16 protein-coding genes are annotated in these 14173 nt (G+C 41.0%); 14 read left to right on the forward strand and 2 right to left on the reverse strand.

Features of this window, described 5'->3' with window-relative positions; translation table 11 throughout:
- Positions 1–96 precede the first annotated feature (96 nt).
- The 10 genes from rplS (at position 97) to IGI78_RS04970 (ending at position 7470) form a co-directional block, all read left to right on the forward strand.
- Positions 97–444 (forward strand): 50S ribosomal protein L19, encoded by a 348-nt coding sequence (rplS, locus tag IGI78_RS04925; RefSeq protein ID WP_002357176.1) that lies wholly within the window; start codon positions 97–99, stop codon positions 442–444.
- A 126-nt stretch (positions 445–570) separates the two neighbouring features.
- Positions 571–1179, forward strand: coding sequence for an aminoglycoside phosphotransferase family protein (locus IGI78_RS04930; RefSeq protein ID WP_223273021.1), 609 nt, complete (start codon positions 571–573; stop codon positions 1177–1179).
- Positions 1180–1566: 387 nt separating this feature from the next.
- Positions 1567–2580: an alcohol dehydrogenase AdhP gene (gene adhP, locus IGI78_RS04935; protein ID WP_077454243.1), complete on the forward strand. Its 1014-nt coding sequence runs from the start codon at positions 1567–1569 to the stop codon at positions 2578–2580.
- A 101-nt stretch (positions 2581–2681) separates the two neighbouring features.
- Entirely contained in the window at positions 2682–3401 is a 720-nt protein-coding gene (locus tag IGI78_RS04940) for a helix-turn-helix domain-containing protein (RefSeq protein ID WP_170920132.1), read from the forward strand.
- A gap of 270 nt (positions 3402–3671) precedes the next feature.
- Positions 3672–4076, forward strand: coding sequence for a VOC family protein (locus IGI78_RS04945; protein WP_081118438.1), 405 nt, complete (start codon positions 3672–3674; stop codon positions 4074–4076).
- Positions 4077–4267: 191 nt separating this feature from the next.
- Positions 4268–4693 carry an Rrf2 family transcriptional regulator gene (locus IGI78_RS04950; protein ID WP_034878711.1) on the forward strand — a complete coding sequence of 142 codons (426 nt, stop codon included), beginning with the start codon at positions 4268–4270 and terminating at the stop codon, positions 4691–4693.
- Between the two features lie 135 nt (positions 4694–4828).
- Positions 4829–5479 carry an NAD(P)H-binding protein gene (locus IGI78_RS04955; RefSeq protein WP_077454239.1) on the forward strand — a complete coding sequence of 217 codons (651 nt, stop codon included), beginning with the start codon at positions 4829–4831 and terminating at the stop codon, positions 5477–5479.
- Between the two features lie 177 nt (positions 5480–5656).
- A complete protein-coding gene (locus IGI78_RS04960; RefSeq protein WP_086293039.1) occupies positions 5657–6118 on the forward strand; it encodes a GAF domain-containing protein in 462 nt (153 codons plus the stop codon).
- 180 nt (positions 6119–6298) lie between these two features.
- Entirely contained in the window at positions 6299–6526 is a 228-nt protein-coding gene (locus IGI78_RS04965; protein ID WP_005237217.1) for a hypothetical protein, read from the forward strand.
- 170 nt (positions 6527–6696) lie between these two features.
- The gene (locus IGI78_RS04970; RefSeq protein WP_140965863.1) at positions 6697–7470 is read left to right on the forward strand and encodes a hypothetical protein; all 774 of its coding nucleotides are present in this window, start codon (positions 6697–6699) and stop codon (positions 7468–7470) included.
- A 74-nt stretch (positions 7471–7544) separates the two neighbouring features.
- On the opposite strand, the gene IGI78_RS04975 is transcribed toward IGI78_RS04970, so the two are convergent.
- The gene (locus IGI78_RS04975; RefSeq protein WP_140965862.1) at positions 7545–7880 is read right to left on the reverse strand and encodes an antibiotic biosynthesis monooxygenase family protein; all 336 of its coding nucleotides are present in this window, start codon (positions 7878–7880) and stop codon (positions 7545–7547) included.
- A gap of 707 nt (positions 7881–8587) precedes the next feature.
- Here IGI78_RS04975 and IGI78_RS04980 point away from each other — a divergent pair.
- The 4 genes from IGI78_RS04980 (at position 8588) to IGI78_RS04995 (ending at position 13248) form a co-directional block, all read left to right on the forward strand.
- Complete coding sequence (locus IGI78_RS04980) at positions 8588–10249, forward strand: peptide ABC transporter substrate-binding protein (RefSeq protein ID WP_140965861.1); 1662 nt, start codon at positions 8588–8590, stop codon at positions 10247–10249.
- Between the two features lie 188 nt (positions 10250–10437).
- Positions 10438–11511 carry a dipeptide epimerase gene (locus IGI78_RS04985; protein WP_140965860.1) on the forward strand — a complete coding sequence of 358 codons (1074 nt, stop codon included), beginning with the start codon at positions 10438–10440 and terminating at the stop codon, positions 11509–11511.
- 21 nt (positions 11512–11532) lie between these two features.
- The gene (locus tag IGI78_RS04990) at positions 11533–12447 is read left to right on the forward strand and encodes a C40 family peptidase (protein WP_189372293.1); all 915 of its coding nucleotides are present in this window, start codon (positions 11533–11535) and stop codon (positions 12445–12447) included.
- Positions 12448–12483: 36 nt separating this feature from the next.
- Entirely contained in the window at positions 12484–13248 is a 765-nt protein-coding gene (locus tag IGI78_RS04995) for a serine hydrolase (RefSeq protein WP_140965858.1), read from the forward strand.
- A 53-nt stretch (positions 13249–13301) separates the two neighbouring features.
- Here IGI78_RS04995 and IGI78_RS05000 read toward each other — a convergent pair whose 3' ends face one another.
- Positions 13302–14003: a GntR family transcriptional regulator gene (locus IGI78_RS05000; protein ID WP_077454231.1), complete on the reverse strand. Its 702-nt coding sequence runs from the start codon at positions 14001–14003 to the stop codon at positions 13302–13304.
- Between the last annotated feature and the right edge of the window lie 170 nt (positions 14004–14173).

The raw sequence follows: 14173 nt of genomic DNA on the forward strand, positions 1-14173 counted from the left end.
GGTAAGATGTTTCAGTGAGTGTAAACTCAACTATTACGATGTTCCGCTGGAGCTTTCATGCTTTAAGAATGTTTGGGAATAAGGAGAATGATAAACATGAATCCATTGATTCAAGAACTAACTCAAGAACAATTACGTACGGACATCCCAGCTTTCCGTCCTGGGGACACTGTTCGCGTTCACGCGAAAGTTGTCGAAGGAACTCGCGAACGTATCCAGTTATTTGAAGGTGTTGTCATCAAACGCCGCGGTGCTGGTATCAGCGAAACTTATACAGTTCGTAAAGTATCAAACGGTGTAGGTGTTGAACGTACCTTCCCATTGCACACACCACGTGTTGCACAAATCGAAGTTGTTCGTTACGGTAAAGTACGTCGTGCAAAATTGTACTACTTGCGTGCATTACACGGAAAAGCAGCTCGTATCAAAGAAATTCGTCGTTAATCATTTATTATCAGATGAAGCAAAAGCCCTTGATTTCAAGGGCTTTTTTCTTTTGACTAAGGGGAAAGAAACTTCTATTTGTTGTGATAAAATGAAGAAACGACTATACAAATAGGAGGGGTTTCATTGAATGAAAGAAGTAACAATCTTGGACGAGAAGAAATAATCATCGAAAAGGAGTTCGTCAGACGGCCAAAGGTTCCATGGTCGAAGGACGTTCAACGCTTTTTACGTTTTTTGCATGATCAGCAGATAAATTATGTGCCGAAACCATTAGGGTTTGATCAGGAAGAACATGAGTTAGTTTCTTTTGTTCCAGGGGAGGTATATGATCAGCCATTGCCGGATGAGCTTTATACAGATGAGGTTCTTTGTTTAGTAGCTGAACGATTAAGAGATTTTCATGATCGAAGTGTTGGTTTTCTGGAAAGGTTAACTGGTGAGGAACAGTGGATGTTGGATTACTCTGGCCCAATACAAGTGATGTGTCACAATGATTTTGCTCCGTATAATATGACGATCGTGGATGGGGAGCCATTTGGTCTTTTTGATTTTGACACAGTAAGGCCAGGAAGCAGGTTGTGGGATGTTTCTTATGCTGCTTATCGCTGGGTACCCTTGTACTTTGATGGGAAAAGTCATCTGAGTGAAACACAATGTCATCGATTGGAAATTTTCAGAAAAACATTGACGAGGGACATCTCGTTAAATACCAACATGACATTCAGCGCCTGAAAGAAAATAAATCCCAAATCATCGACTTGATAAAAAAATAGAAGGATAGGGAATGATTTAAAAAAAGTTTACATGATAGTGGAAGTCTCTCTTGATATTTTTTATTATAGAATCGTTATTTATATCGGTGATTTCACTCATTTTTTCGTCTTCATCTTTTATCTAATTCGGTATTAAAGAAAAAAAATTGAATTATTTCATTATTTTTTTCTAATAAATGATTACAGAAAAAAAGCAATATATTCCCCTTTTTCCGATGATTTCTATGGTAATCTTCTCGATAGAGAACTTTCTTTTATCTAGCTATTACTGACCTCTATGCGTTAGTTAATTACTTCACAAATAAAAGGAAGTTCTTTATTTAAACGAATTGAAAGAGGTGTCTTTGTGAAAGCAGCTGTAGTATCAAAAGATAAGGTTGTAAAAATCGAAGAAAAAGAATTGAGAGCGCTTCGTCCGAATGAAGCATTATTAGAAATGGAGTGTTGCGGTGTCTGCCACACTGACTTGCATGTAAAAGATGGCGACTTTGGCGATGCGTCTGGAATCGTACTTGGTCACGAGGGAATCGGTAAAGTCGTTGCGATCGGTGATGATGTTACTTCTCTAGCAATTGGTGACCGTGCAAGTGTTGCTTGGTTGTATGAAAGCTGTGGATCATGTGAATACTGTGTGAACGGGAATGAGTCATTATGTCGTTCTGTTAGAAATGCCGGCTATTCTGTAGATGGTGGTATGGCTGAAGAGTGTATCGTTGTAGCTGACTATGCAGTGAAGGTGCCTGAGGACTTAGGTTCTGCTGAAGCCAGTAGCATTACTTGTGCAGGCGTAACGACATATAAAGCGGTGAAAGTTTCTGATATTAAACCAGGTCAATGGATCGCCATCTATGGTTTAGGCGGATTAGGAAACTTAGCCTTGCAATATGCAAAAAATGTCTTCAATGCAAAAGTGATTGGGATCGACATCAACGACAAGCAGTTGGACTTTGCAAAAGATCACGGCGCTGATCTTGTGATCAATCCTGCGAAAGAAGATGCAGCGAAAGTCATTCAAGAAGCAACCGGTGGCGCACATGCAGCTGTTGTAACTGCTGTTTCAAAAGCAGCCTTCAACTCTGCTGTCGATGCCGTTCGTGCGGGCGGTACGATTGTAGCAGTCGGTCTTCCACCAGAAAGCATGGACTTGAACATTCCGCGGCTTGTATTGGACGGTATTAAGATTGTTGGCTCTCTTGTTGGAACACGAACTGATTTAGCAGAGGCTTTCCAATTTGCAGCTGAAGGAAAAGTCGTTCCTAAAGTTGTTATGCGTCAGTTAGAAGAGATCAATGATATTTTTGATGAAATGCTCTCTGGCCAAATCAAAGGGCGGATGGTCATAGATTTTCAAGAGAAATAAATGGAAAGAGAAATACCAACAGATAAATTTTAAACGAAGGAGAAAAATTCGTGTGTAATTTATTGATCATTGACAGCAATGAGCGAGGAGCAGTTAATGATATGATTCGTTTGATCGATCGTCATTTCCCAAATGTCATCTTACTTCCGACGGTTGATTCGAAAAAAGCGCTTCAGCGAACATGTCTTGAGCAAACGGTTGAAATTGCAGTGATCAATGCGGATGGCGAAGGAGACTGTTTTGAATTATACAAAGAATTGCTCTCTTTTTGCCCGAATGCAAAAGCAATTTTGTATTCTGCAGTAGAAAGCTTTGCTATCGCTCAAAAAGCGTTGCGTTACGGCTTGATCGATTATTTAGTGGAACCGATCACCAATGATTTTGTTTATGCATTAGACCGGGGGATTCAATCCATCAATCAGATTTCCTTGCTGCACGTCGAGAACAACAATGAAGCTTCTCCTTCGCTTTCTTTAAGACATAAGATATTGCGCTATATTCATGAAAATTATAGAGAACATATTACGTTAGACACTTTAGCAGATCACCTGCATTTAAGCCGGTATCACACCAGCCGTTTGATCAAGAATACCTTAGGAATGACCTTTTCATTGTACTTGATGATTTATCGTATTGAAGTTGCCAAAAAAGAAATCTCAACAAGTGATCGATCAATCAATGAAATCTCTGTCAGAGTGGGATTCAATGATCCAAATTATTTTAGTAAGAAATTTAAAAAAGCAACTAGTTATACGCCCAAAGAGTATCGAAAAATTTATCGTGGGAAAGCTACCGTGATCGATTCAAGACTTGAGTATTGAGTATTAAAAAAAGTAGAGTAGCTTGCGTTGAATTGATCAGCGAAAAAATGGCTTCTATGCGATGCGTATTTGGTTACTTTTTCATAGGTAAGAAAAGCAAAAAGGTCTTGCATGCAAAGACCTTTTTTTTACTTAAAAAAAACATTTTTGGGTGAGCTGATAGAAACCAAGAGCAAATGAAAAGGTTTGATGGTTTTGTGAATCAACTGATAGGTGGTATAATGAGAGCGGATTCGTTAATGCAGCTTATCAAAGAAAAGAGGCAAGAAAATGGCGAACAAAATGGTGTTTATAAATTTGCCTGTCACTGATATCAAACGTGCAACCTCCTTTTATGAAGCGTTGGGATTTGTCAAAAATGAAGAGTTCTCAAACGAGACTAGCAGCGGGATGGTTTGGAGTGAATCGATTTGGGTGATGTTGTTAGAACATGAGTTTTATCAACAGTTTCTGAATGGCAGACGTATTGCGGATACGAAGAACACAAGTGGTGCATTGATTGCGTTTAGCTTCGATACACCAGAAGAAGCGAAGAATTTTGCGAAGATTGCAGAAGAAAATGGCGGCCAATCGTTCCAAGTTGACATGGGTATTCCAGAAGACGTGATGGTCGGCTATGAAATCGTTGATCCCGACGGTAATCAGCTTGAATCGGCGTGGATGAATGGCTATTAGCAAAGTGATCGTTTAAATAAAAAGTAAAAAAGTGGTTCAGTATGCAGTTCCTTCAAGAAGTTAGGCTTTTGTGCTAACTTTTTGAGGGCTGTTTTTTTTGACGGGATTCTTGAGTTTTGTAAGATTGATCAGTCCCCTTTGTCTAAATGCTAAAAAAGAGGTATGATACAAGAAAAAGGAGTGGAGACGAAGTGAAATATTCAACCAAATACAGCGACGCCATTCACATCCTCGCTTACATCCACCTCTTTAAAGGAACTGATTTATCAAGTGATCGGATCGCCCAGAGCGTTGAAACGAATCCTGCTTATGTTCGCCGGATTATGAGTGATTTACGGGTTGCTGGATTGATCGAAAGCCAAAGAGGAAAACCAAACCCTAAACTAACGAAGGAACCAAATGAGATTTCTTTGTTAGACATTTATGCGAGTGTTGAAAAAGATCACCATCTTTTACATGCAGACAAAAAAACCAACCCCAACTGCTTAATTGGGGGGAATATTCAAGGGGTATTAGAAGAAACCTATGATGTGCTGCAAAAGAAAATCGAGCAGGAGATGAGTGCCATCTCGTTGCAATCAATCATTGAAGGCATTCGAGGAGAAGCCAAACAGTAGATTGAACGGACACAACACAGTAAAAAGAACTTTCACCTGCTAAGCAATTTCTTGACAGGAAAGAAAGTTTCTTTTATACTCTAGTTGTAACTTGATTAGTAACAACTATTTTAGTCAAACAAAAGATGAGGAAGGATGATTATCATGAAAATCGGTGTTATTGGCGCAACAGGAAATGCAGGTTCAGCTATTTATCAAGAAGCAGTACAGCGAGGACATGAGGTGACTGCTATCGTTAGAAATGAAGCGAAGGCCAAAGAACAATTTGGTGATACAGTCAAAACACTTACAAAAGATGCTTTTTCGTTAACAGAAGGAGACCTCGACGGGTTTGACGTATTGGTCGATGCGTTTGCGACAAGTCCTGACCAAGCGTACTTGCATGTGGATTTGGCAGCAAAATTAGTGCACCTGTTTCGAGAAAAGAACACACGCTTGTTCTTCATTTTAGGAGCTGGCAGCCTGTTCAACGAAGCGGGCGAACGCAATCTTACCGAATTGAAAAAAGCCCCAGGAAGTGAAAGCTGGATTGCGATTCCAGAAAATCAGCTAGACGAATACCTCTTTTTAGAAACCGTCAAAAATGTCCCTTGGGTGGGGATTTCTCCTGGGAACGTCTTTCAAGAAGGACCAGCTAAACCAGCGATTTTAGGGAAAGATCACTTGCTATTCAATGACCAAAAGGAATCAGTAACATCCAGTGGTACGTTAGCCAAAGCAATCCTTGATGAAATCGAAACAGTGCGACATGAAAATACTCGTTTTACTGTGATTGATGCAGAGTAGTTCAGCAGATGATTGAGAAGGAGAACCCAATCGATCGAGATCGGTTGCTGACAAAGGTTAGTAAGTAGACTGATTCAGGCGACTTCTCTTTATTCACATTTTTTGTTTCCAGTACCCAGCAATTTAGACGAGACAAATCCTCTGTGTTTGCTTATAATCAAGGACAGAGGTGAGAAAATGAATAAAAAAATCGAAGCGTATGAATTGATGCTTCTGCAATTAAAAGGGTTGTTAGAAGCGGAGAGTAATTGGATCGCCAATCTAGCCAACTCTTCTGCTTTACTGAATGAAACATTGGAAGATACAGTATTTGCCGGCTACTACTTATTTGAAGAAGGCGAACTGATCTTAGGCCCATTCCAAGGAAGAGTATCTTGCACCAGAATCACATTAGGCAAAGGGGTTTGTGGGGAATCAGCGGAGAAAAAAACCACATTGATCGTACCCAATGTCAAAGAACATGAAAATTATATTTCTTGTGACTCAGCAGCAATGTCTGAAATCGTAGTTCCCATGGTAGCTGGTAATCAGCTGCTTGGCGTGCTGGATATCGATAGTGGAAAAACAAACAGCTATGATGCGATCGATCAGAAATATCTGGAAGAATTTGCGGCGTTATTGGTAGCAAGTCGCCAATAAAGCACTTGTTTTTTAATATTAACGTAAAAACAACATAATGTTTTAAAGCGAAGCGTTCATTGAATATGAACGCTTTTTTTAGTTATTATTTACAAATTACGGGCATATTTCTTTATTTAATTAAAATTAGATGATAATATGATAATACAATTAGAAAAATGAATTTTTAAGGAGAGAATTATGGAAGCAGAAACAATTGTATTAGGTAAAGCATATGAATGTAAACCAGTTGGCTTACAAAGTCGTGTGATCGGTGAAGTGGTCAGAAAAATGGAAAGGTGTGTCGTATTAAATGTGATTCGCTATGATGGAATCGATCATGAAGATATCGAAGAACGTTGCGGACGAGTAGTTGCAAAATACAATGAGATCTATCAACCAGCACTAGTTGAGTGCTTTTTTAGCTGATCCATTGGTAATCACCCAATCAAAATAAAATGAAACCATGCACGTAAACCAATTCCCTTAAAAAAGGGGCTGTTTCTTGGAAGCAGCCTCTTTTTTTGATTCTTCGACACAGCTGCGTAGAAAAATACATGCTATAATGGGCGAGAAACTAGCAGAAAGCAGGGAGCAAAATGGAATTAGAAAAAACGGTCATTGATGACAAACAGATGCTTTTTGAATTGCCGCAGGAAGCAGGGCAAATGCAAATTGTTAAAGGAAAACTTATTGAAGCAAAAGACAATACCGTCCTCTTAACCATAAAAAAAGGCCAATTACTATCAGTCGCAGATGAGAAAACATTTGATGACAAGCAAGAATATGACCGCTTAATAATCCTTACACCACCTTGGGAGATCATGGCGCCATACTTAGCAGCCTATTATCAAGAGAAATACCAACTGTCTAATGCTTCCAACGCACCTATCATGATTCCACAGGAACTGCAACAAGGGGTCGCTGTTTGTGCGGAACCATTTGATTGCTTGATCGATTTTCTGGGGTATGTATCCACCAGCAAAAAGGAAACGAAAGAGGTGAAAAAAGGGAGCAAACCTCGTCATAAATGGTCAAAAGAATTACAAGATGAACCCTTTATGGTGGATTATCAAGGAAGTACAGCAACGGTCTATTGGCAGAAACGCAACGAGGTTCGAATTGAAAAAGGCGCTACCTTGCGTCAAGAGGTTCCATTGAACAAAGACGGCTCGGTGGGATTTTCAGCTCGATTAGCAGAAAAGATACGGCAAGAGAATCAATCAGCGATCAAAGAGGGACGAACGATTGCAGACGTCGTATTAAAAAGTGTCAATGAGGTCGGCATGTTTCTTTACTATGGGGGGACCAATGGCTGGCTTCAATTAAAAGATCAGCAAGGAAGAACCCTGAACGAGCGAACGGTGGAATAGAAAAGAGAGATACTGAACAAGAAAGCGATCCACCAAAGCGAACGGAATCAGCTTTGGTGGATCGCTCTTATAGTCTAACTAGGACTAGGTTCTTCATCGATCAAGACAAATTCTTGGCCGGTCTTGGACAAAACAAGGCTCGGTTTTGCAGTTCCTTCTTTTTCAGCTCGATACGCATCTCGGTGCTTTTGCAAATGTTCGGGACGTTTTAACCAAGCTTGAAAGGCTTTTTTCTCAGTCCATTTTGACACTAACTGGAAAACGAGGCTGTCTTTTGATTCTGAAAACCAAGCTTCAGCAGAGTGACACCCAGCAAATGTTTTCATTGAGGCGGTATCTTTTTTCATTTTAGCTAGAAATCGTTCTTTACCTTCAGGAATTACTTCAAATGCGACGGTACGGATATACATGAAATTCCTCCTTGCTGTGAGTGATTTCATTTAGTATAGCCCTAATTGAGAATCATTGTCAATTAGCATTGAGAATTTGTACGTTTTTATCGATTTTTGCTTTTTGATTAAATCCTTCAAAAGCCTTGAACAAATGAAAAAAGTACGTATAATTAATATACGTACTGAAGAGTCCGAAGAGTATTGGAGAAAATGGATACTTGGGGAAGTCTTTCTTTTCTCACGTGCAATACTCTTCGTTTGTTTAGTGTACCACTCCCATTTTAAAATAGATACGTTTTTTTTACTTTCTGAGGAGATTTCTTTTATTCCTTGAGTTGAAAGGCAAAAAAGTGGGAAGGTTCTGAGAAAGCGCTATGAAGACGAAATTTGTGTCTTCTTTTTTTGTATGAAAGGTAAGGAAAATTAAGAAAGTTTTTTATCCATTTTACCTGCGAAATGATGTATAAGAGAGTAGCCAAAGTACTGATCACTAGAAGATCAGTACTTTTTTGTATGCTTTCTTGGCACGACTCCTGTCAACGATATTCAGCATAAAGTCGCACTTTTCTAATTTTTACATTCAGAAGAGCGCTTCTGACACAACCATGTAACCTCTTACATTTTTTGGTCGAGTTAAATTGACAGGCTGCATAAACATGCGGTAAACTCGGTACAACAAACAGAATTTTTTGAATTATCTGAATGTTAGAAGGGGATGAGTAGAAATGGGGAAACGTAGCAAATATGCAGTATCACTTGTGTTACTAGGCAGCTTCTTTTTAGCAGCTTGTCAAAATGGCGCGCAAGAAAACGAGACGGATTCATCAGCAGCTTCTTCTGCAGAGCAAGTGATCAATGTGCAATTTTCAGCAGAGATGGGCAGTGCCGATATTTCTTTAGCAACCGACTCTTATAGCTTTATTACTCTGAACAATGCTTATGAAGGCCTTTATCGCTTGGATGAGAACAATGTTCCTGTAATTGCTGGGGCAAGTAAAGACGCTGAAGTCAGTGAAGATGGCCTGACCTATGCCATTTCACTGCGAGAAGAGGCAAAATGGTCCAATGGTGATCCAGTTACAGCGGCTGATTATGTTTTTAGCTGGCAGCGAACCGTTGATCCAGCTACAGCTTCCAATTATGCCTATATGCTAGCACCCGTTAAAAATGCATCTGCTATTTCAGATGGCACGCTAGATAAAAGCGAGTTAGGGATCGAAGCAGTCAATGATCATGAGTTGAAAATCACGTTAGAAAAACCAACACCTTACTTTTTATCTTTACTGGCTTTTCCAACCTTCTTCCCACAAAACGAACGTGTCGTGGAGGAATTTGGTGATCAATACGCCTTAACAAGTGAAAACGCGGCGTACAATGGACCATTCCTATTGACCAATTATGCTGGCCCAGGCACCGATATCCAGTGGTCATTGGAAAAAAATCCGGATTATTGGGATGCCGATTCAGTCAAACTTGAAACAGTTAATTTCGATGTCGTGAAAGACTCATCGACTGCTTATAACTTGTACGAAAGCGGACAAGCCGATGACATTATTTTAAGCGGTGAATTGGCGATGCAGAATGTGAATCATCCTGATTACATTGTTCAGCCTAGTGCAACCACTCAGTATTTAGAAATGAATCAAGCACCAGAAGATTCGCCTTTTCGAAATGCAAATTTGCGCCAAGCCATTTCGTATAGCATGAATCGGCAACAAATCGTTGAGAATATTTTAGGCAACGGCTCATTACCGGCTGTCGGTTTTGTTCCTTCTGACCTAGCTTTCAATCCAGAGACAAAAGCTGACTTTGTTGAGGATGCGGCAACCACGTTAGCCTTTGACGAAGAAAAAGCCCAAGAGTATTGGGAAAAGGCCAAAGCTGAGCTGGGGATCGATACGTTGTCTTTCGAGCTGCTGACCTCAGATACCGACCAATCGAAAAAAATGGCGGAATACATTCAAGGAACCTTGCAGCAAACACTGGATGGATTGACTGTCGAAGTCACAAATGTTCCTTTTTCTGTTCGTTTGGATCGTTCCAATAGCGGCGATTTTGAGATGGTCATGAACAATTGGATCGGTGATTATGCAGATCCAATCAACTTTTTAGAATTGTTCAAAAAAGACAGTTCCTACAATCGTGGGAAATGGTTAAATGATGACTACGACCAATTGATCGAACAAGCCTCCAATGAAAATGCCAACAACCCAGAAGCCCGTTGGGAAAATATGGTGGAAGCAGAAAAAATCTTAAATGAAGATTTGGGCATTATTCCGCTTTTTCAAAGTGCAGAAGCACATCTGCGGTCGCCTAAGATCAAAGGTCTCATCGTTCATAGTGTCGGTGCTGCCTATGACTATAAAAATGTGTTTGTCGAAGAATAAGTATAAAAATTGATTCTTTCATACATCTACTGACTGATGTAGTCAAACAGTACTGCAGAAAAGAGGAACGCCATTCGAGCGTTCAGCAACTTGAGAACAAGGAATACAGCCGTTCTTTATCTAGCAGTGAAGAGGAATGATTCATTCCAGCTAGATAAGAACGGCTTTTCTTTTTAGGGGGAACGCCAATGAAAATCACAGCAGTTGAAACCAAACGAATTCCGATCCAGCTGAATGCACCATTTAAAACGGCGCTTAGAGAAGTGCACGCCGTCGAAGTGATTCGAGTGCTGCTTTCTTTTGACAATGGGATCGTTGGCATCGGAGAAGCAGCACCTACCGAAGTCATCACCGGCGATACAAAAGAAAGTATTTTAAAAGATATCGAAACTGTTTTTGCCCCCTTCCTGTTAGGCAGAAAGGTAGATGCGCAATTGTCGGTAATGGATGAGCTTCATGCGTTGATCCAGCATCATACGAGCCCTAAAGCGGCGATCGATATTGCATTGCATGATGCACTGGCTAAAGCAGCTAACTTACCGCTTTACCGTTATTTAGGAGGTTCTGTCAATAGGTTAGCAACCGATTATACGATTAGTGTCGGCTCACAGGAGCAGATGCTACAGGATGCGCAAGCAAAAGTCCAAGCGGGGTTTCGCTCCTTGAAAATCAAACTAGGGGCAGGAACGATCGAAGAGGAAGTTGCGAAAATTCGCCGCATCAATGAACGCTTGGCAGGAAAGATCTCCTTTCGAATTGATGCCAATCAAGGCTGGACCAAAGAAGAAGCGGTGCAGATTTTAGACCAATGGCAAGACATTCCGATCGAGTTTGTTGAACAGCCAGTAAAAGCCCATGATTTTGCTGGACTCAGCTATGTGACTGCTCGTACGACGATTCCGATCATGGCCGATGAAAGTCTTTTTTCCTATGAGGATGCCAAACGTTTGATTGCTGAAAACTGCTGCAATTATTTGAACATTAAATTGATGAAAAGCGGCGGGATCAAAGAGGGACAAAAAATTTATCAATTGGCAAAAGAGCATCAAGTGCCGGTGATGGTCGGTTCGATGATTGAAGGGTATGGTGGAATGGCTGCCGCCGCCCATTTTGCCTTAGGGATGAACGATGTCCGATTTTATGATCTGGATGTTCCTTTTATGTGGGAGACCCAAACGACTTCCCCTGAAACTCAAGGGATTCTTCAGCGTCCAGGAAGCTTGAGCGTCACCGAACGCATCGGACTAGGAATCAACGAATAAACAGTTATGAGAGGAGCAAAGATGAAACAAATTGTTCAGGCTGGCTCTTCCTTCTTATGGAAGGAACCCAAAGAAAACAAAGTACTAGCAAAAATCAAAGCATTCCCTTTAGAAGCACTGCACACTTTTTTGACTGATGAAGATACGATGCGGCTTTATCAGGAAAGCTTAGTGGACTCCGAAGTATTATATGGGACGATTGTAGAAGTCATCGACCAAACGGATGGTTGGGCCCATGTGATCGTCTTGGATCAAAAAAGCAATAAACACCCACTTGGCTATCCCGGCTATCTACCAAACGAGGTATTGAAGCCATTGCCACCAGACTATGCAACAGCTAAAAGAATGCTCGGCGTGACTGCCAAAGAAGCTTTGCTTGTTTTTGACTCTGCGACACGGATCGTTTCTTTTGGGACGGTTTTACCCCTAGTTGGGGAAACCACAGATTCCTATCGAGTGGCTACGCCTAATGGACCAGCAACGATCGCTAAATCCTTTGCTCAAGTCATTGTGGATACATGGACAAATCTGCCCGAGAAAATGATTGCACTAGCAGAACAATTTTTGAATCAGCCCTATGTCTGGGCAGGCATTAGCGGCAGTGGCTTTGATTGTTCTGGATTCATGTATTCGCTGCATCGACTTCATGGTATTTTGATCCCCCGAGATACGATTGAGCAAGCACAACAAGCAAACATTGTACCTTACAGTCAGGCACAACCGGGAGATCTGTTGCTATTTGCTTATGAAGAAGGAAAAGGTGAAGTCCATCATGTTGGGTTGTATTTGGGGGATGATGAAATGATTCATTCAAGAACACCCGGATCGCGGGTCATGAAAACCAAAATCGCTGGTTCTAATTATGAACCGGAACTAGCAGTTGTGGCGCGCTATTGGCAAGACAAACCAAATACACCAATTGAACCGGGCACATAAGCAATCCTTTACTGACTTTGAGGAAAGGAGCGTTTGATGACAAAAGATGACGTTTATTTAGAAATAAATCATATCCTAAAAAAATATCAAGCAACATTGGAAATGGGGTTATGGATTGGTACGCCAACGAAATGTCTTGTTGACTATCAGAGTCATAAGTCATTTCCAGCAGCAAGTATCAGTAAGCTTGTATTGTATGCCTATTACCTTGAACAAATCATCGAAAAAAAGATCGATCCCCAACAAGTAATTTGTGTGAGCCCCGTTGATCTGACAGGTGGCGCTGGGGTCCTCCGTCTTTTTCCTCAGAAAAAAAGCTGGGCTATCAGTGAACTGCTTACAGCGATGATCGCCGTATCTGATAATACCGCCACCAATGTACTGTTGGACTTAGCTGGGTTGCCCACACTTCAAGCATGGATCCAGGAGCCGGAGATCCAATTTGAACGGTATATGATGCGACCGATTAAAGACAAGGAGAACCGCTTGACCCCTTCGGCGGCTGCCAAACTACTACTAAGGTGTGTTAAACAAGAAGAAGCTGCCCTAGGATTTTCAGCCTTAAATCAGCAGCAATTTCAAGAGGGCATACCAGGGACTTTTGCTGAAACAACGCATCCTGCGTGCCGCATTTTTAATAAGACAGGCCGTCTTGACCGCATCGAACACGATGTAGCGTATTTACAAGCCAATGAAACGACGATCATCATTGCGGCGTTTTCCTATGATAAAACCGGTAGTGGTCAAGGGATCAGTTGGCTAAGAGAAATTGGTCAAACAGTCTATCAGCAATGTTTTTAAGTAAAATACGCTGCGTATCGATCCTCACTCAGAGGTACTCGATACGCAGCGTATTAATTATTTACGACGATAAAATCTCCCATATCATAACGATGCCGTGACTGAGAAAATTCAAAAGGCGTCCCATCGCCGAGATAAACCGTTTGTTCCACTTCTAAGATGGGATCGGTGGCAGCACAAGCTAAGTATTGCTGATCATAGGTATCTGCACGATCCGCTTTGATGCGACGGACAGATGTCCCAATCGAGGAGTGTAGCTGGTTGGTGATATAACCGTAGACCGATGAGTTTAAGACTTCCTCGGTAATCCCGGGAATGACATGAAGCGGCATGATGGTATATTCTAAAACAACGGGTATATCGTCAAACAGGCGCAAACGAACGATATCATAAATTTGTTGGTCACTGCGGATTTTTAGTTTTTCTTGTTCTTTCTCATCGGGAAAAAGAATGGCAAAAGAAATGATCTTGCTGGTGATCTTTCCTGTTTCCCCAAGACGTTTGGTCAATCCACGATTGATCTTGGCGTTGTAATCGAAGGTTGAATAGGCGTCGCTGATAAAGGTACCCGTGCCTTTTTTACCGTAAATAATGCCTTCCATTTGTAAAATATTCAATGCTTTTTGAATTGTCACGCGGCTGGTCTGATAATGGACAGCCAGTTCGGATTGCTTCGGCAATTTTTTCTCTTCTTCGTAAAACCCGTGATTGATTTTGCTCCGTAGATCGGCAGCGATGTCATGGTAGTTCGCCATTTGCTTCACCTCAAAATAATAATAAGTGATAAAACGAAGTATGTAAACTTGGAGCTTTACATACCTTGTTTTAAAGGCTTTTCCTGCGTTTACATTCTTCAGGAAATGAATTACATTTGTAATGTAATCGTTTTCTAGCGATTGAAGAATAGGGGGATAGGAGGGAGTTT

It is taken from the genome of Enterococcus sp. DIV1767, from assembly GCF_050542585.1.
Classification (GTDB): Bacteria; Bacillota; Bacilli; order Lactobacillales; family Enterococcaceae; genus Enterococcus_D; species Enterococcus_D innesii.